Source organism: Sphingomonas sp. MMS12-HWE2-04 (assembly GCF_044881185.1).
Taxonomy (GTDB): domain Bacteria; phylum Pseudomonadota; class Alphaproteobacteria; order Sphingomonadales; family Sphingomonadaceae; genus Sphingomonas.
Window position 1 is genome coordinate 1947159 of the sequence record NZ_CP173254.1, and the last position, 20300, is coordinate 1967458.

Annotated in this window: 19 protein-coding genes; 14 read left to right on the top strand and 5 right to left on the bottom strand. The window is 68.5% G+C overall.

Annotation, left to right across the window (positions count from 1 at the left end; all coding sequences use genetic code 11):
- Window positions 1-33: 33 nt before the first annotated feature.
- Window positions 34-1983, top strand: coding sequence for a SurA N-terminal domain-containing protein (locus tag AB2M62_RS08825; RefSeq protein ID WP_404339488.1), 1950 nt, complete (start codon window positions 34-36; stop codon window positions 1981-1983).
- A complete protein-coding gene (gene trpE, locus AB2M62_RS08830) occupies window positions 1983-3488 on the top strand; it encodes an anthranilate synthase component I (protein ID WP_404339490.1) in 1506 nt (501 codons plus the stop codon). The genes AB2M62_RS08825 and trpE overlap by 1 nt, the downstream gene beginning before the upstream one ends.
- A 15-nt stretch (window positions 3489-3503) precedes the next feature.
- On the opposite strand, the gene AB2M62_RS08835 is transcribed toward trpE, so the two are convergent.
- Window positions 3504-3908 carry a hypothetical protein gene (locus tag AB2M62_RS08835; protein WP_404339492.1) on the bottom strand — a complete coding sequence of 135 codons (405 nt, stop codon included), beginning with the start codon at window positions 3906-3908 and terminating at the stop codon, window positions 3504-3506.
- A gap of 106 nt (window positions 3909-4014) precedes the next feature.
- Between AB2M62_RS08835 and AB2M62_RS08840 the strand changes: the two genes are divergently transcribed.
- The 9 genes from AB2M62_RS08840 to lexA all read left to right on the top strand — a co-directional run bounded on the left by AB2M62_RS08840 (window position 4015) and on the right by lexA (window position 12005).
- Complete coding sequence (locus tag AB2M62_RS08840) at window positions 4015-4599, top strand: anthranilate synthase component II (RefSeq protein WP_404339494.1); 585 nt, start codon at window positions 4015-4017, stop codon at window positions 4597-4599.
- Between the two features lie 48 nt (window positions 4600-4647).
- Complete coding sequence (locus tag AB2M62_RS08845) at window positions 4648-6183, top strand: cation:proton antiporter (RefSeq protein WP_404339496.1); 1536 nt, start codon at window positions 4648-4650, stop codon at window positions 6181-6183.
- A 105-nt stretch (window positions 6184-6288) separates the two neighbouring features.
- Window positions 6289-6699, top strand: coding sequence for a hypothetical protein (locus tag AB2M62_RS08850; RefSeq protein WP_404339498.1), 411 nt, complete (start codon window positions 6289-6291; stop codon window positions 6697-6699).
- 83 nt (window positions 6700-6782) lie between these two features.
- Window positions 6783-7778 carry an anthranilate phosphoribosyltransferase gene (trpD, locus tag AB2M62_RS08855; RefSeq protein WP_404339500.1) on the top strand — a complete coding sequence of 332 codons (996 nt, stop codon included), beginning with the start codon at window positions 6783-6785 and terminating at the stop codon, window positions 7776-7778.
- On the top strand, window positions 7775-8545 hold the full coding sequence (gene trpC, locus AB2M62_RS08860; protein WP_404339502.1) for an indole-3-glycerol phosphate synthase TrpC: 771 nt from the start codon (window positions 7775-7777) through the stop codon (window positions 8543-8545). The genes trpD and trpC overlap by 4 nt, the downstream gene beginning before the upstream one ends.
- Entirely contained in the window at window positions 8542-9009 is a 468-nt protein-coding gene (moaC, locus tag AB2M62_RS08865; protein ID WP_404339504.1) for a cyclic pyranopterin monophosphate synthase MoaC, read from the top strand. The genes trpC and moaC overlap by 4 nt, the downstream gene beginning before the upstream one ends.
- 95 nt (window positions 9010-9104) lie before the next feature.
- The gene (locus AB2M62_RS08870) at window positions 9105-10052 is read left to right on the top strand and encodes a PilZ domain-containing protein (RefSeq protein WP_404339506.1); all 948 of its coding nucleotides are present in this window, start codon (window positions 9105-9107) and stop codon (window positions 10050-10052) included.
- Window positions 10053-10091: 39 nt separating this feature from the next.
- On the top strand, window positions 10092-11273 hold the full coding sequence (locus AB2M62_RS08875; protein WP_404339508.1) for a molybdopterin molybdotransferase MoeA: 1182 nt from the start codon (window positions 10092-10094) through the stop codon (window positions 11271-11273).
- A gap of 57 nt (window positions 11274-11330) precedes the next feature.
- Window positions 11331-12005, top strand: a complete 675-nt coding sequence (gene lexA / locus AB2M62_RS08880; RefSeq protein ID WP_404339510.1) for a transcriptional repressor LexA — start codon at window positions 11331-11333, stop codon at window positions 12003-12005.
- Window positions 12006-12008: 3 nt separating this feature from the next.
- Here lexA and AB2M62_RS08885 read toward each other — a convergent pair whose 3' ends face one another.
- Both AB2M62_RS08885 and AB2M62_RS08890 read right to left on the bottom strand, forming a co-directional pair.
- Window positions 12009-12134: a hypothetical protein gene (locus tag AB2M62_RS08885; protein ID WP_404339512.1), complete on the bottom strand. Its 126-nt coding sequence runs from the start codon at window positions 12132-12134 to the stop codon at window positions 12009-12011.
- Between the two features lie 190 nt (window positions 12135-12324).
- On the bottom strand, window positions 12325-14472 hold the full coding sequence (locus tag AB2M62_RS08890; protein WP_404339514.1) for a ComEC/Rec2 family competence protein: 2148 nt from the start codon (window positions 14470-14472) through the stop codon (window positions 12325-12327).
- 49 nt (window positions 14473-14521) lie between these two features.
- On the opposite strand from AB2M62_RS08890, the gene gltX reads away from it, so the two are divergent.
- The 3 genes from gltX (at window position 14522) to AB2M62_RS08905 (ending at window position 17735) form a co-directional block, all read left to right on the top strand.
- Entirely contained in the window at window positions 14522-15994 is a 1473-nt protein-coding gene (gltX, locus tag AB2M62_RS08895; RefSeq protein WP_404339516.1) for a glutamate--tRNA ligase, read from the top strand.
- 27 nt (window positions 15995-16021) lie between these two features.
- Window positions 16022-17305 carry a citrate synthase gene (locus tag AB2M62_RS08900; protein WP_404339518.1) on the top strand — a complete coding sequence of 428 codons (1284 nt, stop codon included), beginning with the start codon at window positions 16022-16024 and terminating at the stop codon, window positions 17303-17305.
- Window positions 17306-17441: 136 nt separating this feature from the next.
- Complete coding sequence (locus AB2M62_RS08905) at window positions 17442-17735, top strand: hypothetical protein (protein ID WP_404339520.1); 294 nt, start codon at window positions 17442-17444, stop codon at window positions 17733-17735.
- Between the two features lie 33 nt (window positions 17736-17768).
- On the opposite strand, the gene AB2M62_RS08910 is transcribed toward AB2M62_RS08905, so the two are convergent.
- Both AB2M62_RS08910 and AB2M62_RS08915 read right to left on the bottom strand, forming a co-directional pair.
- The gene (locus AB2M62_RS08910) at window positions 17769-19163 is read right to left on the bottom strand and encodes an ATP-binding protein (RefSeq protein WP_404339522.1); all 1395 of its coding nucleotides are present in this window, start codon (window positions 19161-19163) and stop codon (window positions 17769-17771) included.
- Window positions 19160-20278 (bottom strand): DUF2336 domain-containing protein, encoded by a 1119-nt coding sequence (locus AB2M62_RS08915; RefSeq protein ID WP_404339524.1) that lies wholly within the window; start codon window positions 20276-20278, stop codon window positions 19160-19162. Before AB2M62_RS08915 ends, AB2M62_RS08910 begins: the two co-directional genes overlap by 4 nt.
- Between the last annotated feature and the right edge of the window lie 22 nt (window positions 20279-20300).

A 20300-nucleotide genomic window follows, 5' to 3' on the forward strand; every position in this document is an offset into this window, starting at 1 on the left:
AGCACGCCAAATTCCTCTTTCGAACGGCCCTTCATGCTCAGTTTCTTCCGCCGCTTCACCAAGTCGCGCTACGGCCTCATCGCGGTGTTCGTGTTCCTTGCCGTGATCGCGCTGGCGTTCGCCGCGGGCGACATCACCGGGATCCGCTCGAGCGGCAGCGGCGGCGCCGGGGAAGTGATCGCCAAGGTGGGCGATCGCAAGATCACCAGCGCTGAGATCCGCGACCGGATCGACCGTTTCATCCGCAACGCGCAGCGCGACGGGCAGAACGTCACGATCGAGCAGTTCCTTGCGCAGGGCGGGCTGGAACTCGCGGTCGACGAGATGATCAACAGCGCGGCGCTGGTCGAATTCGCCAAGGATTCGGGCATGCAGGTCAGCAAGAAGCTCGTCGATGGCGAGATCGCCAGCAATCCTTCGTTCCTCGGACTCGACGGCAAGTTCAGCCAGAAAACGTTCGAGGACCTGCTCAGCCAGAACCGCATTTCCCCAATTGCCTTCCGCGAGAGCCTGACCGACGATCGCTATTCGAACTGGCTGGTCAATCGCGCGGCGCTGAACGGCACGATGCCCAACGGTGTGCTGCTTCCCTATGCCTCCCTGCTGCTCGAGCGCCGCACCGGCATCGTCGGCCTCGTTCCGACAATCGGCATGGACCCGGGCCCCGATCCCGACGACAAGACGCTGACGGCCTTCTACACTGCGCAGCGTGCGCGCTACCTCGTGCCCGAGCGCCGGATTGTCCGCTATGCACTGGTCAAGCCCGACGGCATCCGCGCGCAGCAGACCGTGACCGACGCCGAGATCGCCCAGGCCTATAAGAAGGCCGGCGCGCGCTATGCCGCTGCCGAGAAGCGCAGCGTCCAGCAGCTTGTCGTGCTCGACCAGGCGACTGCCACGCGCATCGCCGGCGAAGTGAAGGGCGGCAAGTCGATCGCCGACGCCGCCAAGGCTGCCGGTCTTGAGCCGAGCAGCTTCAACAGCCTCGAAAAGCCCGATCTCGCACGCCAGACCGCGCCTGCGATCGCCGATGCCGCCTTCGCCGCGGCCGAAGGCGCCGTTCTCGGGCCGGTCCGCTCGCCGCTCGGCTGGCACGTGCTCAAGGTCGAAAAGGTCGAGAAGATCGCCGCCAAATCGCTCGAACAGGCGCAGGGAGAGCTTCGCGACCAGCTGCTCCAGAGCAAGACGGCCGAGGCGATCGCCACGCTGCGCCAGTCGATCGAAGACGGTGTGGGCGACGGCAAGACCTTCGACGAGGCCGTGCGCGACGGCAAGCTGGCCCCGGAGCGCACGCCGGCGCTGACCAGCGCAGGCACCAACCCCGACGATGCGGCGTACAAGCCCGATCCGCTGATCGTGCCGATCATGCGCGCCGGCTTCGCCTTCGAGAATGCCGGCGACGAGCCGCAGGTGATCCCCACCGCGCAGGACGGCAGCTTCGCGCTGGTGACGCTCGAGCGTACCGTGGCCGCCGCGCCGCGCCCGCTCGCGCAGATTCGGGCGCAGGTGGTGAAGGACTATCTGGTCGACAAGGCGCTGGCCAAGGCGCGCGCCGCCGCAACGGCGATGCTCGCCAAGCTCGAAAAGGGCGTGCCGATGCAGCAGGCGCTTGCCGAGGCCGGCGTCACCAAGGGCCCGCCCCCCAAGCCGTTCGACTTCAAGCGCCAGGACATCCTCGGCAAGCAGATGGCGCCCGCTATCCAGATGGCGTTCAGCATGGCGCCGAAAAAGGCCAAGATCGTGCCGGGCGCGAACCGCGAGGGCTTCTACGTCGTCTATCTGGCGAATGTCGAAGAACATAGCGCAGCGGGCGACCAAGCCGCGATCACCCGCGTCCGCGGCGATATAGCGCCGCAGGTCGGCCCCGAATATGCGCGCCAGTTCGTCAATTCGGTGCGCAACGCAGTCAAGGTTACGCGCGACGAAAAGGCGATCGCGCGGCTCCGCGCCGAACTGTCGCGCACCGGCACTTCGGGCCGCTGATGCTCGACGGCGCCGAAGCCGCCCGCGCGGCGCTGGCCGCGGGGCGGCCGGCGCTGCTGTGGCGCCGCCAAGTCGCGGACACCGAAACGCCGGTGGCCGCGGCGCTCAAGCTGATTGAGCCCGGGCGCGGCGACTTCCTGCTCGAATCGGTCGAGGGCGGATCGGTGCGCGGGCGCCACAGCCTGATCGGCCTCGCTCCCGACCTGGTGTTTCGCGCCACCGGCAACGACGCTGCGATCAATCCGCGCTGGCTCGCCGACCGCGCCGCCTTCGCGCCCTGCCCCGAGCCGACTCTCGGGGCGCTGCGCAACCTCGTCGCGGCTTGCCGGATGGAGGTGCCCGCGGCGCTGCCGCGCGCGCTGGCGTGTCTGGTCGGCTATTTCAGCTATGAGACGATCGGGCTGGTCGAGAAGCTGCCGCGCCCGCCGCAAAGCCCGGTGGATGTGCCCGACATGATGTTCGTGCGCCCCACCGTGTTGCTCGTCTTCGACCGGCTGGCCGATACGCTGTTCCTCGTCGCGCCTGTCTGGCCCGACGATGCGCGGACGCCCGAGACGCTGATCGACGAGGCCGCCGAGCGGATCGACGCCACTGCCGCGCGGCTTGCCACGGCGCCGCTGCCTGCCCCGGTCCGCGCCGACCCGATGGCGGTCGAGGCTACCCCCGTGCTGGCGCCGGGTCGCTATGGCGAGATGGTCGCGGCGGCGAAGGACTATATCGCCGCCGGCGATATCTTCCAGGTCGTGCTCGCGCAGCGCTTTACCGCGCCGTTCACGCTGCCGCCGTTCGAGCTTTATCGCGCGCTGCGCCGGGTGAACCCTTCCCCTTTCCTCTATCACCTCGACTTGCCGGGGTTCGCACTCACCGGCTCCAGCCCCGAGATCCTGGTGCGCGCACGCGACGGCGAGATCACCATCCGGCCGATCGCCGGGACGCGCCCGCGCGGCAAGACCGCGGCGGAGGACGAGGCCAACCGCACCAGCCTGCTCGCCGATCCCAAGGAGCGCGCCGAGCATCTCATGCTGCTCGATCTCGGCCGCAACGATGTCGGCCGCGCCGCCGAGGCCGGCAGCGTGCGCGTGACCGACAGCTATACGGTCGAATTCTACAGCCATGTGATGCACATCGTGTCGAACGTCGTCGGCACGCTGCGTCCCGATGCCGACGCCCTCGATGCGCTGTTTGCGGGGTTCCCGGCGGGTACGGTCAGCGGCGCGCCCAAGGTGCGGGCATGCCAGGTCATCGCCGAGCTTGAGCCCGAGACGCGCGGCCCCTATGCCGGCGGCGTCGGCTATTTCTCGCCCGACGGGTCGATGGACAGCTGCATCGTGCTGCGCACCGCGCTGGTCAAGGATGGCGTGATGCACGTCCAGGCCGGCGCCGGCATCGTCGCGGATTCGAACCCCGAATATGAACAGCGCGAATGCGAGGCCAAGTCGGGCGCGCTCTTCGCCGCCGCGCGCGAGGCAGTCGCGCGGGCGGGCGAAGCCGGTTTCGGACAGTAGGCTCCCCGGCCGAAATCAGGGAATCTGCGCTTCCTTGGCCTTGCGGTTGACGCGGTCCTGCGCCCATTGCTGGAGCATCTGGCGCGTGCACCCGGTCTGGCCGCCCGAGCCGACCGGCGAGCAGCTGTTGGGCAGCCCGGCGCGATTGACCTGCTCGACGGTCTCGACGCGATTGGTCCAGGCCTGGGCACCGGCGCTCTCGTCGGGCTGGTTCCGAAACTGTTTGGGGATGCGATAGGGCGAATCGCCGGCATTGGCGCAGACCACGATCTCTTCGGGATCGGCCGACTTGGGGCATTGCTCGTCATTGTAGAGCAGCACCGATCGGATGCGCTTCGGCGGCCCGTCTGCCTTTTGCTTGTCCTGCGCGATCGCGGGGCTGGCGAGCAGCATGGCGGCAATGAGGGTGCGACTGATCATTCAAACTCCTGCGGGTACGGGACCCTCTGCGCTTGCCGCTTTGCCCGCGCACTGTGGCGCCGCCAAGGCAATTGTCGAGCGGCACCAAACGCCCTAACGCGGGCACATGATCCTGGTCATCGACAATTATGACAGCTTCACCTGGAACCTGGTCCATTATCTGATGGAGCTGGGTGCCGAAGTGCAGGTTGTGCGCAACGATGCGCTCACCGCGCGCGACGCCGTGGCGAGCAACGCGCAGGCCTTCCTGATCTCGCCGGGCCCGTGCACCCCCAACGAAGCGGGGATCAGCCTCGATCTGGTCGCCGCCTGCGCCGATCTGCGCAAGCCGCTGCTCGGCGTGTGCCTAGGCCACCAGTCGATCGGCCAGCATTTCGGCGGGAAGGTGATCCGCGGCGGACTGATGCACGGCAAGACCAGCCCGGTCGAGCATGACGGCACCGGCCTGTTCGAAGGCCTGCCCTCGCCCTTCACCGCGACGCGCTATCACTCGCTGATCGTCACCGACATTCCCGACGATCTCGTCGTCAACGCGACCGCGTCGGACGCTTCGGTGATGGGCGTGCGCCACCGCGAACTGCCGATCCACGGCGTCCAGTTCCATCCCGAGAGCATCGCCACCGAGCACGGCCATGCGATGCTCGCCAATTTCCTGCGGATCGCCGGCATCGAGGCCAGGGCACTCGCCTGATCCGGGCCCGATGCGGCGCTTTCCCGCTTCGTGCGTTGCGCACCCGGCATGACTTTTTTCGAGAGCCTCGTCGCGCTGCTGCTGATGGCGGTGCTGCTGCTGCAAGTGTCCCGGCGCTCGTCGATCCCCTATCCGACTCTGCTCGCCGCCGCGGGCCTGGTTGTTGCGCTGCTTCCCGGCACGCCGGCGATCCAGCTCGACGGGCACACCACGCTGGCGCTGTTCGTCGCGCCGGTGCTGCTCGACGCCGCCTTCGACTTTCCGCTCAGCGCGATCCGCAAGCTGTGGCGCCCGCTCGTCTCGCTGGCGGTGATCGCGGTGCTGCTCACCACCGGGGTCGTCGCATGGATCGGCTGGCAGTTCGCCGGGCTGCCGATCGCCGCGGCGATCACGCTCGGCGCGATCGTCGCCCCGCCCGATGCGGCGGCGGCGACCACGGTGCTTCAGTCCGCCCGCCTGCCCCGCCGCACGACCCAATTGCTCACCGGCGAGAGCCTGCTAAACGACGCCTCGGCGCTGCTGCTCTACAGTGCAGCAGTCGCGATCCAGAGCCATGGCGGGATCGATGGCGCCGTCGCGGTGCGGCTCGGCCTTGCCGCGCCCGGCGGGATCGCGCTTGGTTTGGCGATGGGATGGCTGCTGAGCCACGCCGTGCCGCACACGCGCGGCACGCTGGGCGGCAATATCCTCGAATTCGCCAACACTTATCTCGCCTGGATCGTCGCCGAGCGGCTCGGCCTCTCGGCGGTGCTCTGCGTGGTGACGATGGGGATGTTCATCGCGACATCGCCGGCGGTGACCGCGGATGCGCGCAGCCGGGTCCAGTCGTTCGCGGTGTGGAGCGTCGCGGTGTTCCTGCTCAACGTGCTCGCCTTCCTGCTGATGGGGATGCAGGCGCGGCAGATCATCGGTGGCATGACGCCCGAACGGCTGCGCGAGGCGCTGAGCTTTGCCGGGCTGGTGGTCGCCGGTGTGATCGGCACGCGAATGCTGTGGGTGATGACCTATAACCGGCTCAGCGCGCGGTTCGAATCGCTGCGCGGCGGCTATCCGCATTCCAGCGTCGCCCAGGGTGTCGCGATCGGCTGGTGCGGGATGCGCGGGCTGGTCACGCTCGCCGCCGCCTTTGCGCTGCCGGGCGACTTCCCGCAACGCGACCTGATCGTGCTTTCCGCCTTCGCGGTGGTGATCGCGACGCTGGTCCTCCAGGGGCTCAGCCTGTCGCCGCTGATCCGGGTCCTGGGCCTGCGCGCAGGCGACGGGCCCGACCCCGAGGAGGAGGCAGCCCGGCGATCGCTGGCCGACGCCGCACTCGCGGCCATTGATGGCGAACTCGGCAAGGTTGCCACCGAGTCGCGCCGCCAGCTCGAAATCGATCGCGAGTCGATCGACGGCGTCTGCGCCGACTTCAACGAACGCCAACGGCTCAAACTCAAGGCGATCCATGCCCAGCGCGCCGCGCTGAGCGACCTGCGCGACGCCGATGCCGTCGGCCAAACCGGTTATCTCCAGTTGCAGGAAGAGCTCGACTGGCGCGAGCTGGCGATCGGCCCGGCGGGGCGGCGCGGCATCGAAGAGGGCTGACCAGCCGCACATTTTGCGACAGTTTTCCGCCTCCGTTGCAATTCGCTTGCGATGCGGGGCTGCGATTGGTCCGTCATCGCCCGCTGCGGGCGCATGGAGACACGCATGACTGAGAAACTGAAACTCGCCGGCGCTGCGGTCGCCGGCATCGTCGCAACGCTCGCGGCGGGCGGGATCGCTTTTGCCAGCATCGATCATCGGTCCGGCCCGTTCCGCGGTGCGGACGCCAATCATGATGGCCAGATCACCCGCGCCGAATGGATGGCGACGGCCACGACACGGTTCGATGCGCTCGACACCAACAAGGATGGCAAGCTCGTGCCCGACGAGCTGCCGAAGCCTCGCCGCCACGGCCATCACGGGCCGCACGGTGAATGGGATCGCGACGGCGATGGTCCGCGCGGCGACGGCGACCGCGGCGGTCCGCCTCCCCCGCCTCCGCCCGGCGTAGCGCCCCAGCAGCAGTCCGCCGCACCGGCACCTGCAGCAGTGCCGACCCCGGCGCCGCAGAAATAGCCCCGAGGGCGCCCGAGCCATGGCTTGGGCGCCCCAAGCAGGATTTGCTCGACACGCGCGCGGGCCCGCCGGATAGAGGCGCCGTGACGACCACCGCCCTCCTCCCCGATCCCGCAACGCCGCTCGCGCGCGAGAGCGCCGCCCAGGCCTTTGCCGACATTCTCGACGGCAAGGTTCCCGAAGAGACGATCGCCGACTTCCTGATCGGTCTTTCGATGCGCGGCGAGACCAGCATCGAGATCGCCGAAGCCGCACGTGCGATGCGCGCGCGGCTGATCCCGATCACGGCGCCCCAGGGCGCGATCGACGTGTGCGGCACCGGCGGCGACGGCCACCATACGCTCAACGTCTCGACCGCGGTGAGCCTCGTCGTCGCGGCCTGCGGCGTGCCGGTCGCCAAACATGGCAACCGCGCCGCCTCGTCCAAGTCGGGCGCTGCCGACACGCTCGAGGCTCTGGGCCTGAACCTCGATGCTGCCGCGGCGCGCGCCGAAGAGTCGCTCCACGAACTCGGCATCGCCTTCCTGTTCGCGCAGCATCACCACCCGGCGATGGCCCGGATCGGGCCGCTGCGCCGCCGCATCGGCCGCCGCACGATCTTCAACCTGATGGGGCCGCTCGCCAATCCGGCGCACGTCACGCGCCAGCTGATCGGCATCGCCCGCCCCGATTACGCCCCGATCTATGCCGAGGCGCTCGAGCAGCTCGGGGTCGAGGCCGCCGCGGTGATCTCGGGCGAGGAGGGGCTCGACGAACTGTCGACCGAGCGCGACAGCATCGCCGTCAATATCGGCAGCGCTCGGCTGCCGACGCGGATCACGCCCGAGGATGCCGGGCTCCCGCGCCACCCGCTGAGCGCTATCCGCGGCGGCGATCCCGCGCACAATGCACTGGCGCTGCGCCGCCTGCTGCAGGGAGAGACAGGCGCCTATCGCGACGCGGTGCTGCTCAACGCCGCCGCCGCGTTGATGGTCGCGGGACATTCCGATAGCCTGATCGACGGCGTCGAGGATGCCGCCGAGGCGCTCGACGCCGGGCTTGCCAACACGCTTCTCGATTGCTGGATCGCCTTCGCATGAGCACGATTCTCGATACGATCCTGGCGACCAAGCGCCGCGAAGTCGCCATGCGCAAGGCGAGCCCGACCGCCTATCCGGCGCCGACCCCGGTGCGCGGTTTCAAGGCGGCGCTCGATGCGCGCATCGCCGCGGGCGGCTATGGCCTGATCGCCGAGATCAAGAAAGCCAGTCCTTCCAAGGGCCTGATCCGCCCCGATTTCGATCCGCCCGCCCATGCCCGCGCCTATCAGGCCGGCGGCGCGGCCTGCCTCTCGGTGCTCACCGATCTCGAATATTTCCAGGGGCATGAGGACTATCTGATCGCCGCGCGCGCCGCTTGCGACCTGCCGGTCATCCGCAAGGATTTCCTGGTCGATCCCTGGCAGGTCGAGGAATCGCGCCGCATCGGCGCCGATGCGATCCTGATCATCGTCGCCGCGCTGGAGGATGCCCAGATGGCCGAGATCGAGTCCGCAGCGATCGACCAGGGCATGGACGTGCTGGTCGAGGTCCACGACGCCGACGAGCTCGAACGCGCACTGCGCCTCCACTCCCGACTGATCGGAGTGAACAACCGCAATCTCAAGACCTTCGAAGTCGATCTCCAGAAAACCTACGATCTCGTCCGCCACGCGCCCAAGGACTGTACCTTCGTTGCCGAATCGGGCCTCACCAGCCGCGCCGACCTCGACGCGATGGCCGGGCACGACATTCGCTGCTTCCTGATCGGCGAATTGCTGATGCGCCAGGACGATATCGAGGCCGCGACGCGGGCGCTGGTGGGGTGAGCGGCCTTACCCATCTCGACGAGACCGGCGCGGCGCGCATGGTCGATATCGGCGGCAAGGCGGTAACGATCCGCGAAGCCGTCGCCGCGGGCCGCATTACCATGTCGCCACAAGCGGCAGCAGCGATCCGCGAGGGTGCGGTCAAGAAAGGCGATGTGCTCGCCACCGCGCGGATCGCCGGAATCATGGCGGCGAAGAAGACCGCCGAGTTGATCCCGCTCTGCCACCCGCTGCCACTCACGCGCGTCGCGATTGACCTTGCCCCCGACGAGACTGGCGTCACCGTTACCGCCACTGCCGCTACCGAGGGCAAGACCGGCGTCGAGATGGAGGCCCTCACTGCCGCCAGCGTCGCGCTGCTCACGCTCTACGACATGGCCAAGGCACTCGATAAGGCCATGGTGATCGGCGAGATCCGGCTGCTTACCAAGACCGGCGGCAAGTCCGGCGACTGGGCGCGATGAATTCCGCGCATTAGGGATTCCACAACCCTGTGTCTTAACCGCTCTTTCAAGCCGCGGCGCCAGAGTCGGCGCGCGTCGAGCTTCGGAAAATCACCATGACACAGGGGCTCCGCTCCGCCACCATCTTCAGCCTTGCCGCCGATCTTCCCAGGGCGATTGTCCCGGATGGCGACGCGCATGCCGAGTTCGATGCGGCGCACTTGGTCTCGGCAACCGAACGCTATCCGGTTTCGCTCCAGAAGCTAAGCGCCGCAGGCGCAACGCTCGCGCTCGCCGCCAGGCTCGAACATGGCGAGGCGCTGGCATTGGAACTCGCCAACGGCCAGCGTATCGAAGGTCGCATCGATTGGTGTGAGCATGGCGAAGCCGGCCTGATCTTCGACGACCGCATCGACGTGATCGGCGCGATCGCGCGCAACCTTGCCAGCCTGCCGGCCGAGCGTCGCAACATGCCGCGGGTCGAAGTCCAACAGGCAGTGAGCATCCGCACCGGCCGCCGCACCGTGCTGGCCCGGACGCGCAACATCTCGCAGGGCGGCGCCTGCCTGGAGGGCAAGGTCGAGCTCGCCGCGGGCGAGACTGCGAATCTCACCTTTGACGGGTTGCGGCCGCTGCGCGGATCGATCCGCTGGGTGCGCGGCAATCTGGCCGGAGTCGCCTTCGACGAAGAGCTTTCCTGGCAGACGCTGATGCCCTGGCTGCGCAACTCGCAGCAGCATCTCGCGAGCGGGGGCACCGCGCCGATCGTCCAGGGCGAGAGCCTGATTCCGGATAAGCACGCGATCCGGCTCGATGCGCCGGCGCGCGTCCGCGAAGGCGTACGCTGGTGGAATGCGCGGGTCTGCGCGCTCACTGCGCATCTGGTCGAACTGGAGACACGCGCGCGAGTCGCGGTCGGCACCCAGCTCTGGGTAGCGATGCCCGAGATCGGCGGCGGCCCCGCCGCGGTGCTCGAAGTCGGTCACAATCGCATCCTGTGCGAATTCCGCCTGCCCCTGCGCCCGAGCGAGCTCGGCATGTTCTCGGGCCGCCCGGCGAGCTGACCCCTTGCGCGCGGCGCTCGGTCGGGCACAAGGCGCGCCATGGCACTCCTCCCCCTCGCCGAAGCGCAGACGCGCCTACTCGCGCTTGCCGGCCCCGTTGCGGCGGAAACCGTGCCGCTGGCCGAGGCGGCAGGACGCTGGCTCGCCGCCGATGTGATCGCGGCTCGCACCCAGCCGTCTTCCGATCTTTCGGCGATGGACGGCTATGCCATTCGCTTCGCCGATATGCCCGGACCGTGGGCAGTGATCGGCGAGAGCGCCGCCGGCCTTGGCTTTGCCGGCGCGCTGAACGCGGGCGAGGCCGTGCGCATCTTCACCGGCGCGCCGCTTCCCTCCGGTGCCGATACCGTATTGGTCCAGGAAGAAGCCGCGCGCGAAGGCGATCGCTTGCTGCTTGCCGGCGAAGGGCCGGCGCATCAGGGCCGCAACACCCGCCGGCGCGGCCTCGATTTCCACGAAGGAGCGGCTTTGCTGAGCGCGGGCGACCTGATGACCCCCGCCAGGCTCGCGCTCGCCGGCGCGGCGGGATACGCCGAACTTCCGGTCCGCCGTCGCGTCCGCGTCGCGCTCGCGGCGACCGGCAACGAACTGGTCCTGCCCGGCCAGCCCGTCGGCCCGTCACAGCTTCCCGAAACCAATCGGCTGATGCTGATCGCCCAGCTCGCCGGGCTGCCAGTCGAAATCGTCGATCTCGGCATCCTGCCCGACGATTTTGCAGTGCTCGAGCGCGCCTTCCGCGAAGTCGAGGCCGATCTGCTCGTCACCAGCGGCGGCGCATCGGTCGGCGATCACGATCTCGTCCGCCCTGCGCTGGAGGCTGCAGGCGCGACGATCGACTTCTGGCGGATCGCGCTGCGGCCCGGCAAGCCGATGATGGCGGGCAAGCGCGGCGCGATGCTGGTGCTGGGGCTCCCCGGCAACCCGGTCTCCGCCTTCGTCACTGCGCATCTCTTCGTCCGGCCGCTGGTCGCGCATCTCGCCGGCGCGTCTGCGCCCTTCCCCAGGACGCGCTCGGTGCCCCTCGGCGCGCCCCTACCCGCCAATGGCGCGCGCACCGACTATTTGCGTGCCGAGCTGCGCGACGGGCAGGCCTTCGCCGCCGCGCGCCAGGACAGCGGCATGCTCTCGACGCTCGCGCGCGCGACCTGCCTGATCGTCCGCCCGGTCCTCGCGCCGGCGCTGGCTGCGGGCAACTCGGTGGAAATCCTCGACCTCGCTTGACAAGCGCAGAGAACATTGCATAAACGTTCCCAGTCTGTTCCAGACAGGAGAACCCCGATGCTCACGCGCAAGCAGCACGAGCTGATCTGCTTCATTGCCGACCGCCTGGCCGAGACCGGCGTGTCGCCCTCGTTCGAGGAAATGAAGGAGGCGCTCGACCTCAAATCCAAGTCGGGCGTGCACCGGCTGATCAGTGCGCTGGAAGAGCGCGAATTCATCCGCCGCCTGCCCAATCGCGCGCGTGCGCTCGAAGTGCTTCGCATGCCCGAGCGCGGCGGCGAGACCAAGAAGCCGGCCGCCAAGGCGCCGCGTGCCGAAGCTCCGGCCCCCACGCTGCCGGCGCCGGCCAACGACGTGATCGAAGTCCCGCTGCACGGCCGCATCGCCGCCGGTACCCCGATCGAAGCGCTCGAAGGGTCGACGATGCTTCCCGTCCCCGCCGCGCTGCTGGGCGCGGGCGAGCATTATGCACTCGAGGTCGCGGGCGATTCGATGGTCGAGGCCGGCATCCTCGATGGCGACTATGCCCTGATCCGCCGTGCCGAGACGGCGCGCGACGGCGAGATCATCGTCGCGCTGATCGACGATGCCGAGGCGACGCTCAAATATTTCCGCAAGGAAGGCGCGATGGTCCGGCTCGATCCGGCCAACCGCTCCTATGATCCGCAGCGCTATCGCCCCGACCAGGTCAAGGTCCAGGGCAAGCTCGCCGGGCTGCTGCGCCGCTATTGAGGCTCAGGCCAGGAACTCGTTCCACGCGACATTGCCGTCGCCGTTGCGATCGAGTTCCTGGAACGGGGCAAGGTCGGGTTCGGCCTCGCAGGATTCGATTGGATAGACGCGGCATATTCGCGGATGCACATACCGACCGTTCCCTCGCGATGTCGTCGTGCAGTCTTGCGGGCTTGCAGTCTAGAATTCGAGCTGCCTGGCTTTCCGGCCGGCGACCTCCGTCGATCTTTGCCATATCGATAGATGCGACAGCGCGCAGGACCTGCCGATCGTGTGACGCTGGTGTACCCTTCCATGTCGAATGCCACCCGGCATGGGTTCAGTGCCGATACGCGCTTAATGATTTCGTGTCCGGACGCCGACCCGCGCGCTCCTGCGGATAGGGAGGCTGGACCGTCGGCGGGTTGCGCCACGGATGCTGTCCGTTGCCGCGCGATGTCGTCACGCCCGCGGTGGCGAAGGTGATGGCGACCCCGCCGGTCCGGGCGAGCGTCGGACGATCGAGCTTGAGCCAGCGCGGGGTGCAACTCGGTGGCAATCGCCGTTCGCTCACGACGATGTCGGCGTCCTTGCACAGCGCGACCATCTCCCGCCACGCCACCAGATAGGCACTGCGCGTTGCGGCGACGCGCCAGCGCCGTCCGCCGCTTATGGCGTCGACCAGGCACAGATCGGCGCTGCATCGGGCTTCAGGAATGCTAGCTAGATCGGTGAGGCCATCGTCGGCGCCGCTATTCTCACTGAGCATCGATCGGACATAGTCCCCCGCCCGATCGCGGAGCAGCGCCATCTGGCCGTTCGCGGTGCGGACCGCGAGGTGCCGCCCATCGCCGGTGACGAGAAGGTCCGGCGGCGGCGTGAACAACGCCCAGACGGCGCCCGCGACCAGCGGCGCGGCGCCGAGCCAGCGCATCCCGGTCCGCCACAGCGCGATCCACAATCCGCCGCCGACCATCAGCCCGTAAGCACCGCCCGGCATCGCCGGAAGTGCCGCGACAGCGCCCGGCGCCGACGCCGCGGCATGGGCGAGCCCCAGGAGCAGCGCGAGCGCCTTGCCGGTCAGCCACCAGACCGGCGCGCCAGCCCCCGCTGCGTCAAGCGCCAGCGCCAGCGCCTCCAGCGGCATGATCACGAAGGTGGTCAGCGGGATCGCGACGATATTGGCCAGAGCGCCATACAATCCGGTCTGATGAAAGTGGAACAACGCGATCGGCATCAGCGCCAGTTCGACGGCGATGCCAGTGAGGAGAAGCGATCCCAGTCCCCGGCCAAAGCGCCGTAGCCGGCCCTCCTCGCGCTTGCCGAACCAGCGCCGCATCGCCGGGCTCTCATGGAGCGCAACGATCGCCGTCACTGCAGCGAAGCTCAGCTGGAAGCTGGGGCCGGCCAGCGCCTCGGGCCAGAGCAGCAGCACGATCAGCGCGCCGGTCGCCACCAGCCGCAGCGTGATCGCCTCGCGCCCCAGCGTCAGCGCCAGCAGCACGATCAGCGCCGCGACGCACGATCGGATTGTCGGCACCTCGGCGCCGGTGAGAAGCGTATAGCCAATCGCCGCCAGCGCCCCTGCCCCCGCCGCGACCAGCGGCAACCGCCAGCGCAGCGCCAGGATCGGGCTGAGCGCGAGCAACCGCAGCACCACCAGCATCGCCGCCGCGGTCACCGCGGTGACGTGCAGCCCGCTTACCGAAAGCAGATGCGCCAGCCCCGAACGCCGCATCGCGTCTGAATCGTCCTCGCTGATTGCGCCTTGGTCACCGGTCGCCAGGGCGCTGGCGATGCCGCCGCCGCTGCCCGCGATCCGCGACTCGATATGCGCGGAAAGGCGGGCGCGCAGGTCGCTCGTCGCCACGCCCGGCCGCACGACTTCGATCGGCGCGAGCCCCTTCCCGGTCGCCCCGAGTCCGGCGAACCAGGCGACTCGGGCAAAGTCATACGCGCCGGGCACCGCGGGCTCCGCCGGCGGCATCAGCCGCGTGCGCAGGCGAAGCACCGCGCCGTTGGTCACGCCTGCCGGCATATCGCCTTCGGCGACATTCACCCGGATCTTCGCGGGCAGGTCGCTTCGGCCCATCGGCAGCAGCGTCAGCCGCACGATCGCGCGCGCCGGCAGCTGCTCGACGCGCGCCACTTGCGCATCGAGCGAGGCCAGCGCCGGCCGCGCCAGCACCGGGGCCGCCACGCGCTCCGCCCGCCACCAGATCAGCCCGCACCCCAGCGTAAAGGCCAGCGCACCGATCGCCGCTGCGCGCGAAGCCCGTCCACCGCCGGGGATTGCCAGCCCCGCCATCCCCATCGCCAGCCCGCCCAGCATCGCGGCGATCCAGCGCGCGACGTCGGGAAGCACGAACCAGGCGGTGATCCCCGCGCCGAACAGCACCGGCAGCCACAGCGCCAACTGCTCGCGCTCGGCCTCCAGCCAGCGCTCGAGTCCGTCCCGCGCCTGGGCAAAGCGCTGCCGCACCCCCATTTGAAGGGCGGATAACCCCGTGCTAGGGGCCTCGGCGGCTGAACTGGCCATGGATCATCAAGTCTGGGAGCACGCGCGGTTGAGCGCAACATCTGATACCGGCGCAGCCAAGCCTGTCGTCACGCGCTTCGCGCCGTCCCCCACGGGATTCCTCCATATCGGCGGCGCGCGCACCGCGCTGTTCAATCTGCTGTTCGCCCGCCATCACGGCGGCAAGTTCTTGCTGCGGATCGAGGATACCGATCGCGCGCGCTCGACCGAGCCCGCGATCGCCGCGATCCTCGACGGGATGCGCTGGCTCGGCCTCGATTGGGACGGCGAGGAAGTCTATCAATTCGCCCGCGCCGCGCGCCATGCCGAGGTCGCGCACCAGATGCTCGCCGCCGGTCATGCCTATAAATGCTTCGCCACCGCCGAAGATCTCGAAGCGATGCGCGCCGAGCAGCGCGCCAACAAGCAGCCGCTGCGTTATGACGGCCGCTGGCGCGATCGCGACGCGAGCGAGGCACCCGAAGGCGCACCGTTCGTGCTGCGTCTCAAGGCGCCGCGCGAAGGCAGCGTGACGATCGAGGACAAGGTCCAGGGCTCGGTCACCGTCAACAACAGCGAGCTCGACGACATGGTCCTGCTCCGCTCGGACGGCACGCCGACCTATATGCTCGCGGTGGTAGTCGACGATCACGACATGGGCGTCACCCATGTCATCCGCGGCGACGATCATCTCAACAACGCCTTCCGCCAGCTGCCAATCTATCGCGCCATGCATGCCGTAGAGGGGGGTTGGGAAGAGCCGACCTACGCCCACATCCCACTGATCCACGGCGCGGACGGCGCAAAGCTTTCGAAGCGTCACGGCGCGCTGGGCGTCGATGCCTATCGCGACGAGCTCGGGCTACTGCCGGAGGCGGTTTCGAACTACCTTCTTCGTCTCGGCTGGGGTCATGGCGACGACGAGATCATCAGCCGCGATCAGGCGATCGAGTGGTTCGATCTCGCCGGCGTCGGCAAGAGCCCATCGCGCTTCGACTTGAAGAAGCTCGAGAACCTCAACGGCCACTATATCCGCGCGACCGACGATGCCCGACTCGCCGATCTGGTCGCGCCGCGGCTGCCTTTCGAAGCTTCGGAATCGCAGCGCGCGCTGCTTGCCCAGGCGATGCCGGCGCTCAAGCCGCGTGCCGCCAACCTCAACGAAATCGCCGACGGCGCGATGTTCCTGTTCCGCGCCCGCCCGCTGGAATTGGACGAGGGCGCGGCGGCTCTGCTAGGGGGCGACGCGCCGGCGCTGCTGGCTCAGGTATATGCCGCGCTTGACGGCGCAGCGACCTGGGATACGGAAGTGCTCGAAGCGGCGGTACGCACCGTCGCCGACGATGCGGGAGTGAAACTCGGGGCCGTCGCGCAGCCTTTGCGCGCCGCACTCACCGGGCGACGCACCTCTCCGGGCATCTTCGACGTTCTGGCATTGCTGGGACGCGAGGAAAGCCTGGCCCGCATCGCGGATCAAATGACCAAGGCCTGATTCCTGGCCAAAACGAGGACGACCAATATGAGCGACACCGCCAAGCTGCAGGTTGCGGGGAAAGACGTTGAGTATCCAATTCTTTCGGGAAGCGTCGGTCCGGATGTCGTCGACATCCGCAAGCTGTATGGCCAGACGGGGATGTTCACCTACGATCCCGGCTTCACCTCGACCGCGTCGTGCGAGTCGGGGCTGACCTTCATCGATGGTGACGAAGGCGTTCTGCTCCATCGCGGCTATCCGATCGGCCAGCTCGCCGAGCATTCGAGCTTCATGGAAGTCAGCTATCTGCTGCTGAACGGCGAGCTGCCCAAGCAGGACGAGCTCGACAAGTTCACGCGCACGATCACGCGCCACACGATGCTGCACGAACAGCTCGCGACCTTCTATCGCGGCTTCCGCCGTGACGCGCACCCGATGGCGGTGATGTGCGGCGTCGCCGGCGCGCTCTCGGCCTTCTATCACGACTCGACCGACATCACCGATCCGAAGCAGCGCATGATCGCGTCGCACCGCCTGATCGCCAAGATGCCGACGATCGCGGCGATGGCCTATAAGTATTCGGTCGGGCAGCCGTTCCTCTATCCGGACAACGACCTCAGCTACACCGGCAACTTCCTGCGGATGACCTTCGGCGTCCCCGCGGAGAAGTATGAAGTGAACCCGGTGGTGGAGAAGGCGCTCGACCGCATCTTCATCCTCCACGCCGATCACGAGCAGAACGCCTCGACTTCGACCGTCCGTCTTGCCGGTTCGTCTGGCGCCAATCCCTTCGCCTGCATCGCGGCGGGCATTGCCTGCCTGTGGGGCCCGGCACATGGCGGCGCCAATGAAGCCGCGCTCAACATGCTCCACGAGATCGGGCGCCCGGAGCGCATCCCCGAGTTCATCGCCCGCGCCAAGGACAAGAACGATCCGTTCCGCCTGATGGGCTTCGGTCACCGCGTCTACAAGAACTATGATCCGCGCGCGACCGTGATGCAGAAGACCGTGCGCGAGGTGTTCAAGGAACTCAACGTCACCGATCCGGTGTTCGAAGTCGCGCTGCAGCTCGAGGAAATGGCGCTCAAGGACGATTATTTCGTCGAGAAGAAGTTGTTCCCGAACGTCGATTTCTATTCGGGCGTGATCCTCTCGGCGATCGGCTTCCCGACGACGATGTTCACCGCGCTGTTCGCGCTCGCTCGTACTGTCGGCTGGGTCGCGCAGTGGAACGAGATGATCTCGGATCCAGAGCAGAAGATCGGCCGTCCGCGCCAGCTCTACACTGGCCCCACCCAGCGCGATTACGTCGCCGTCGACAAGCGCTGATCCCGTGCGCCGCACCGGCTCCGGCCGGTGCGGTAACACGCGAACCTGAACCTCAGCGAACAACTCAATTCAGCAACGCGAACACTGGCCTTCGCTATCCAGTCTCCAGTGGGGCTGAAGAGAGAAGGATGCAGAGATGAAGTTCGCCAAGATCATCGCCGCTGCTGGGCTCGCGGTTGCCAGCATCGCCAGCGCCGCACCGGCCGAGGCGCAGAGCTACCGCGATCACCGTGGAGGCTATGAGCGCCAATATGACCATGGCCGCTATCGTGACCATGATCGCCGCTGGGATCGGGATCATGATCGCCGCTGGGATCGTGGCCGCCATCATGGCTGGGATCGCGGGCGTTCGTATCGCGGCCGCTCGCACCGCGTGTGCTGGACCGAGTGGCGCCACCATCATCGCGAGACGGTTTGCCGCCGTCGCTGAAGTATCGGGGCGTCCGCCGCGTGGCGGGCGCCCTCAGTCCCTGGCGGGCAGCGAGAAGACGAAGCGCGCGCCCATGCCGGGTGCGCTGTCGACGCTCAAATCACCGCCCATCGACCGCGCCAGCCGGCGCGCAATGTAGAGCCCAAGGCCACTCCCGCCGGGTTCGGTCGGATCGACTCGCCCGAACTTCTCGAAGATCCGCGCCTGGTCCTCGACGGCGATACCCTTGCCCTGGTCGGCGACGATGACATGCGCACGACCACCTTCGCGCTCGAGCCGGATCCACACCATCCCGCCCGGCGGAGAATAGCGCACCGCGTTGCCGATCAGATTGACCAGCACCTGCAGCGCGCGGCGGAATTCGCCGGTCGCGGGCATCAGTTCATCGAGTGCCGGCTTGTCGATCCGCACTTCGGACTGCGATGCGCGCACCGCAAGCAGCCCCGATGCCCGACGCGCCACATCGGCGAGGTCGATCGGCTCGGCTAGCGTCGAGAAATCCTCGCGCTCGATCGCCTGCAGGTCGACCAGGTCCTCGACCAGGCCGAGCAGATGCCGCCCGGCATTGGCGATATCCGCGGCGTATTCGGCGTAATCGGGCTTGAGCGGACCCTCGGTCTGCGCGCTGATCGAGTCGGCGTTGGCGATGATCTTGCCCAGCGGCCCGCGCAGGGCGCGGCCAAGGCGCTGGGTGAAGCTGTCGGGGAACGTGCCGAACGGCGTGTCGGACACGGGTTCGACAAACTCGTCGGGTTGCGCTGCAGGCGCAGTGCCCAGCATGTGCGCGCCCCCGACGAACCCAGCAAAGCGACCCGCGGGATCGCTGCGCGGCGTCGCTTCGAGCCGCACCATCCGGCCGGTCCCGCGCAGCTCGGCCTGCTGGCCGTCGAAATGCGCCTGGGCCGCGACCGCGGTCAGGATCGGCAGATTGCCGCTCTCGTCCTGCTCGAGCCGGAACAGCCTTGTGAGCGGCTGGCCGAGCATTGCGCTGGTATCGAAGCCGTAGCGCGTTCCCGCCTCGAGCGAGAGATAGGTGATGCGCAGCGCCGCATCGGTTTCCCACAGCCAATCGGCCGCGGCGCGGAAAAAGTCGCTTTCGCGGTCCTGCTCGCCCACCGGCGCACGCCAGGCAGGCCGCGGACGCCAGCCGCTGACCTCGAGGCGCACGCCGCCCTGGTCGGGCTCGGCACGCACCCAAAGCTCGATGTCGTCGTCGACATCGGCCGCGACGACGTTGCGCGAGATCGAAATGCCCAGCCGCTGCGCCAGCCGCGCGAGCGCCGCGATCGCCGGGATCGCCAGCGGCGCGCCGATCTGGCCGCCGGCACGCTGGTTGAGTTCGAGCAGCCGCGACTCGGCATCGAGCAGCCGGCCGCGTCGGTCGATTTGGCCAACCGCCTGGGGGAGCGTGGGATCGATCACGTTCACCGCAACGGATTCCGGCGCTCGAGCGCCATCAGCGCGGCGCGATAATCAGGGTGAAGCCGCAAGGGCGCGATCGCCTCGCGCGCGGCATGCCCGCCGACCGCCAGGATCGAGTTGAGCAGATCGGCAAAGGCTTCGACGTCGCGCCGCGAATTGGCCTCGCACAGCGCATAGCCAACCTGCGCGATCGTATCGCGTCCCAGTTCGAGCGCACGCAAGGCGAGCCACAGCCGTTCGGCACCGGGGTCGAGCACCAGGTCCCGCGCCTGCGCATAGCCAATGCCCAGCGCATGGGCGAGGAAGGCGACGAACAGCACGATCCGCTGGTCGCCGAGCGATTCGATGAGCAGGCCCGGCAATTCGTCGGCCTGCGGGTCGATCGCTCCGGCGAAGCGCATCGCCGCCGCCTCCAGGCGATCGCCTTCGTCATAGGCGCCCAGGCTGCGCTGCGCCGCGTCGCACAGCGCGCCATCCAACAGGGTCAGCGAGCCATGGATCCCCTCGGCAACGCGCGCGCGCATCGCGGCGGCGACCCACCAGACGAGGCGATGGTGCAGTTCTGCCGGAAGATCGGTCTGGGCGAGCTGGACCAATTCGGCGCTGCCGCGACGGCGGCTCTCGGCGACGAGCACCGCCATCGCCCCCGCCGCGAGCACGCGATCGGGATGCTGGACAAACCGGCTGAGCAGGCTCGGGCGCTCGGGATCTTCCGGGGCGTGCATCGCCAGCGCGGCGCCCAGCGCATCCTGGCGGACGCGCGCGATCAACTCGGCCATGAATTCGTGGTCACGCAGCACCCCGGTCTGCGCGAGCCGCAGCAGCACCGCGCCGCGCGGCTGGGTGAGCGCCGCGGCAATGGCAGGCTCCCCCCGCGCGGTGAGCAGGCGCACGCCATGCGCGCGCAGCTCGGCCTCGACCGTCTCGACCAGCTGGACGATCAGCGCGCCAAGCGCAGAGCGCGTGCGCTCGTCGAGTCGCGCTTCGTCGAGCAGGAAGAAATCGTCGATCGTCACGCCCAGAACGCGCCGGGCACGCGAATCCGACGCCGCCGCACGTGCAAGCAGTTCATGGGCGCCGATAGGGGCGCGACCGGGTGCGTCGACCGGATTGTCCGACATCGACCTCATAGTAGCGAACTGT

Bases quoted from the DNA above. Each gene is read 5' to 3' on its own strand.
- AB2M62_RS08825 (WP_404339488.1), top strand. From the start codon at position 34: ATGCTCAGTTTCTTCCGCCGCTTCACCAAGTCGCGCTACGGCCTCATC.
- AB2M62_RS08850 (WP_404339498.1), top strand. From the start codon at position 6,289: ATGACTGAGAAACTGAAACTCGCCGGCGCTGCGGTCGCCGGCATCGTC.
- AB2M62_RS08905 (WP_404339520.1), top strand. From the start codon at position 17,442: ATGAAGTTCGCCAAGATCATCGCCGCTGCTGGGCTCGCGGTTGCCAGC.
- lexA (WP_404339510.1), top strand. From the start codon at position 11,331: ATGCTCACGCGCAAGCAGCACGAGCTGATCTGCTTCATTGCCGACCGC.
- AB2M62_RS08890 (WP_404339514.1), bottom strand. From the start codon at position 14,472: ATGGGGGTGCGGCAGCGCTTTGCCCAGGCGCGGGACGGACTCGAGCGC.
- AB2M62_RS08840 (WP_404339494.1), top strand. From the start codon at position 4,015: ATGATCCTGGTCATCGACAATTATGACAGCTTCACCTGGAACCTGGTC.
- trpE (WP_404339490.1), top strand. From the start codon at position 1,983: ATGCTCGACGGCGCCGAAGCCGCCCGCGCGGCGCTGGCCGCGGGGCGG.
- AB2M62_RS08870 (WP_404339506.1), top strand. From the start codon at position 9,105: ATGACACAGGGGCTCCGCTCCGCCACCATCTTCAGCCTTGCCGCCGAT.
- AB2M62_RS08915 (WP_404339524.1), bottom strand. From the start codon at position 20,278: ATGTCGGACAATCCGGTCGACGCACCCGGTCGCGCCCCTATCGGCGCC.
- trpC (WP_404339502.1), top strand. From the start codon at position 7,775: ATGAGCACGATTCTCGATACGATCCTGGCGACCAAGCGCCGCGAAGTC.
- AB2M62_RS08835 (WP_404339492.1), bottom strand. From the start codon at position 3,908: ATGATCAGTCGCACCCTCATTGCCGCCATGCTGCTCGCCAGCCCCGCG.
- AB2M62_RS08875 (WP_404339508.1), top strand. From the start codon at position 10,092: ATGGCACTCCTCCCCCTCGCCGAAGCGCAGACGCGCCTACTCGCGCTT.
- gltX (WP_404339516.1), top strand. From the start codon at position 14,522: ATGGATCATCAAGTCTGGGAGCACGCGCGGTTGAGCGCAACATCTGAT.
- AB2M62_RS08845 (WP_404339496.1), top strand. From the start codon at position 4,648: ATGACTTTTTTCGAGAGCCTCGTCGCGCTGCTGCTGATGGCGGTGCTG.
- AB2M62_RS08900 (WP_404339518.1), top strand. From the start codon at position 16,022: ATGAGCGACACCGCCAAGCTGCAGGTTGCGGGGAAAGACGTTGAGTAT.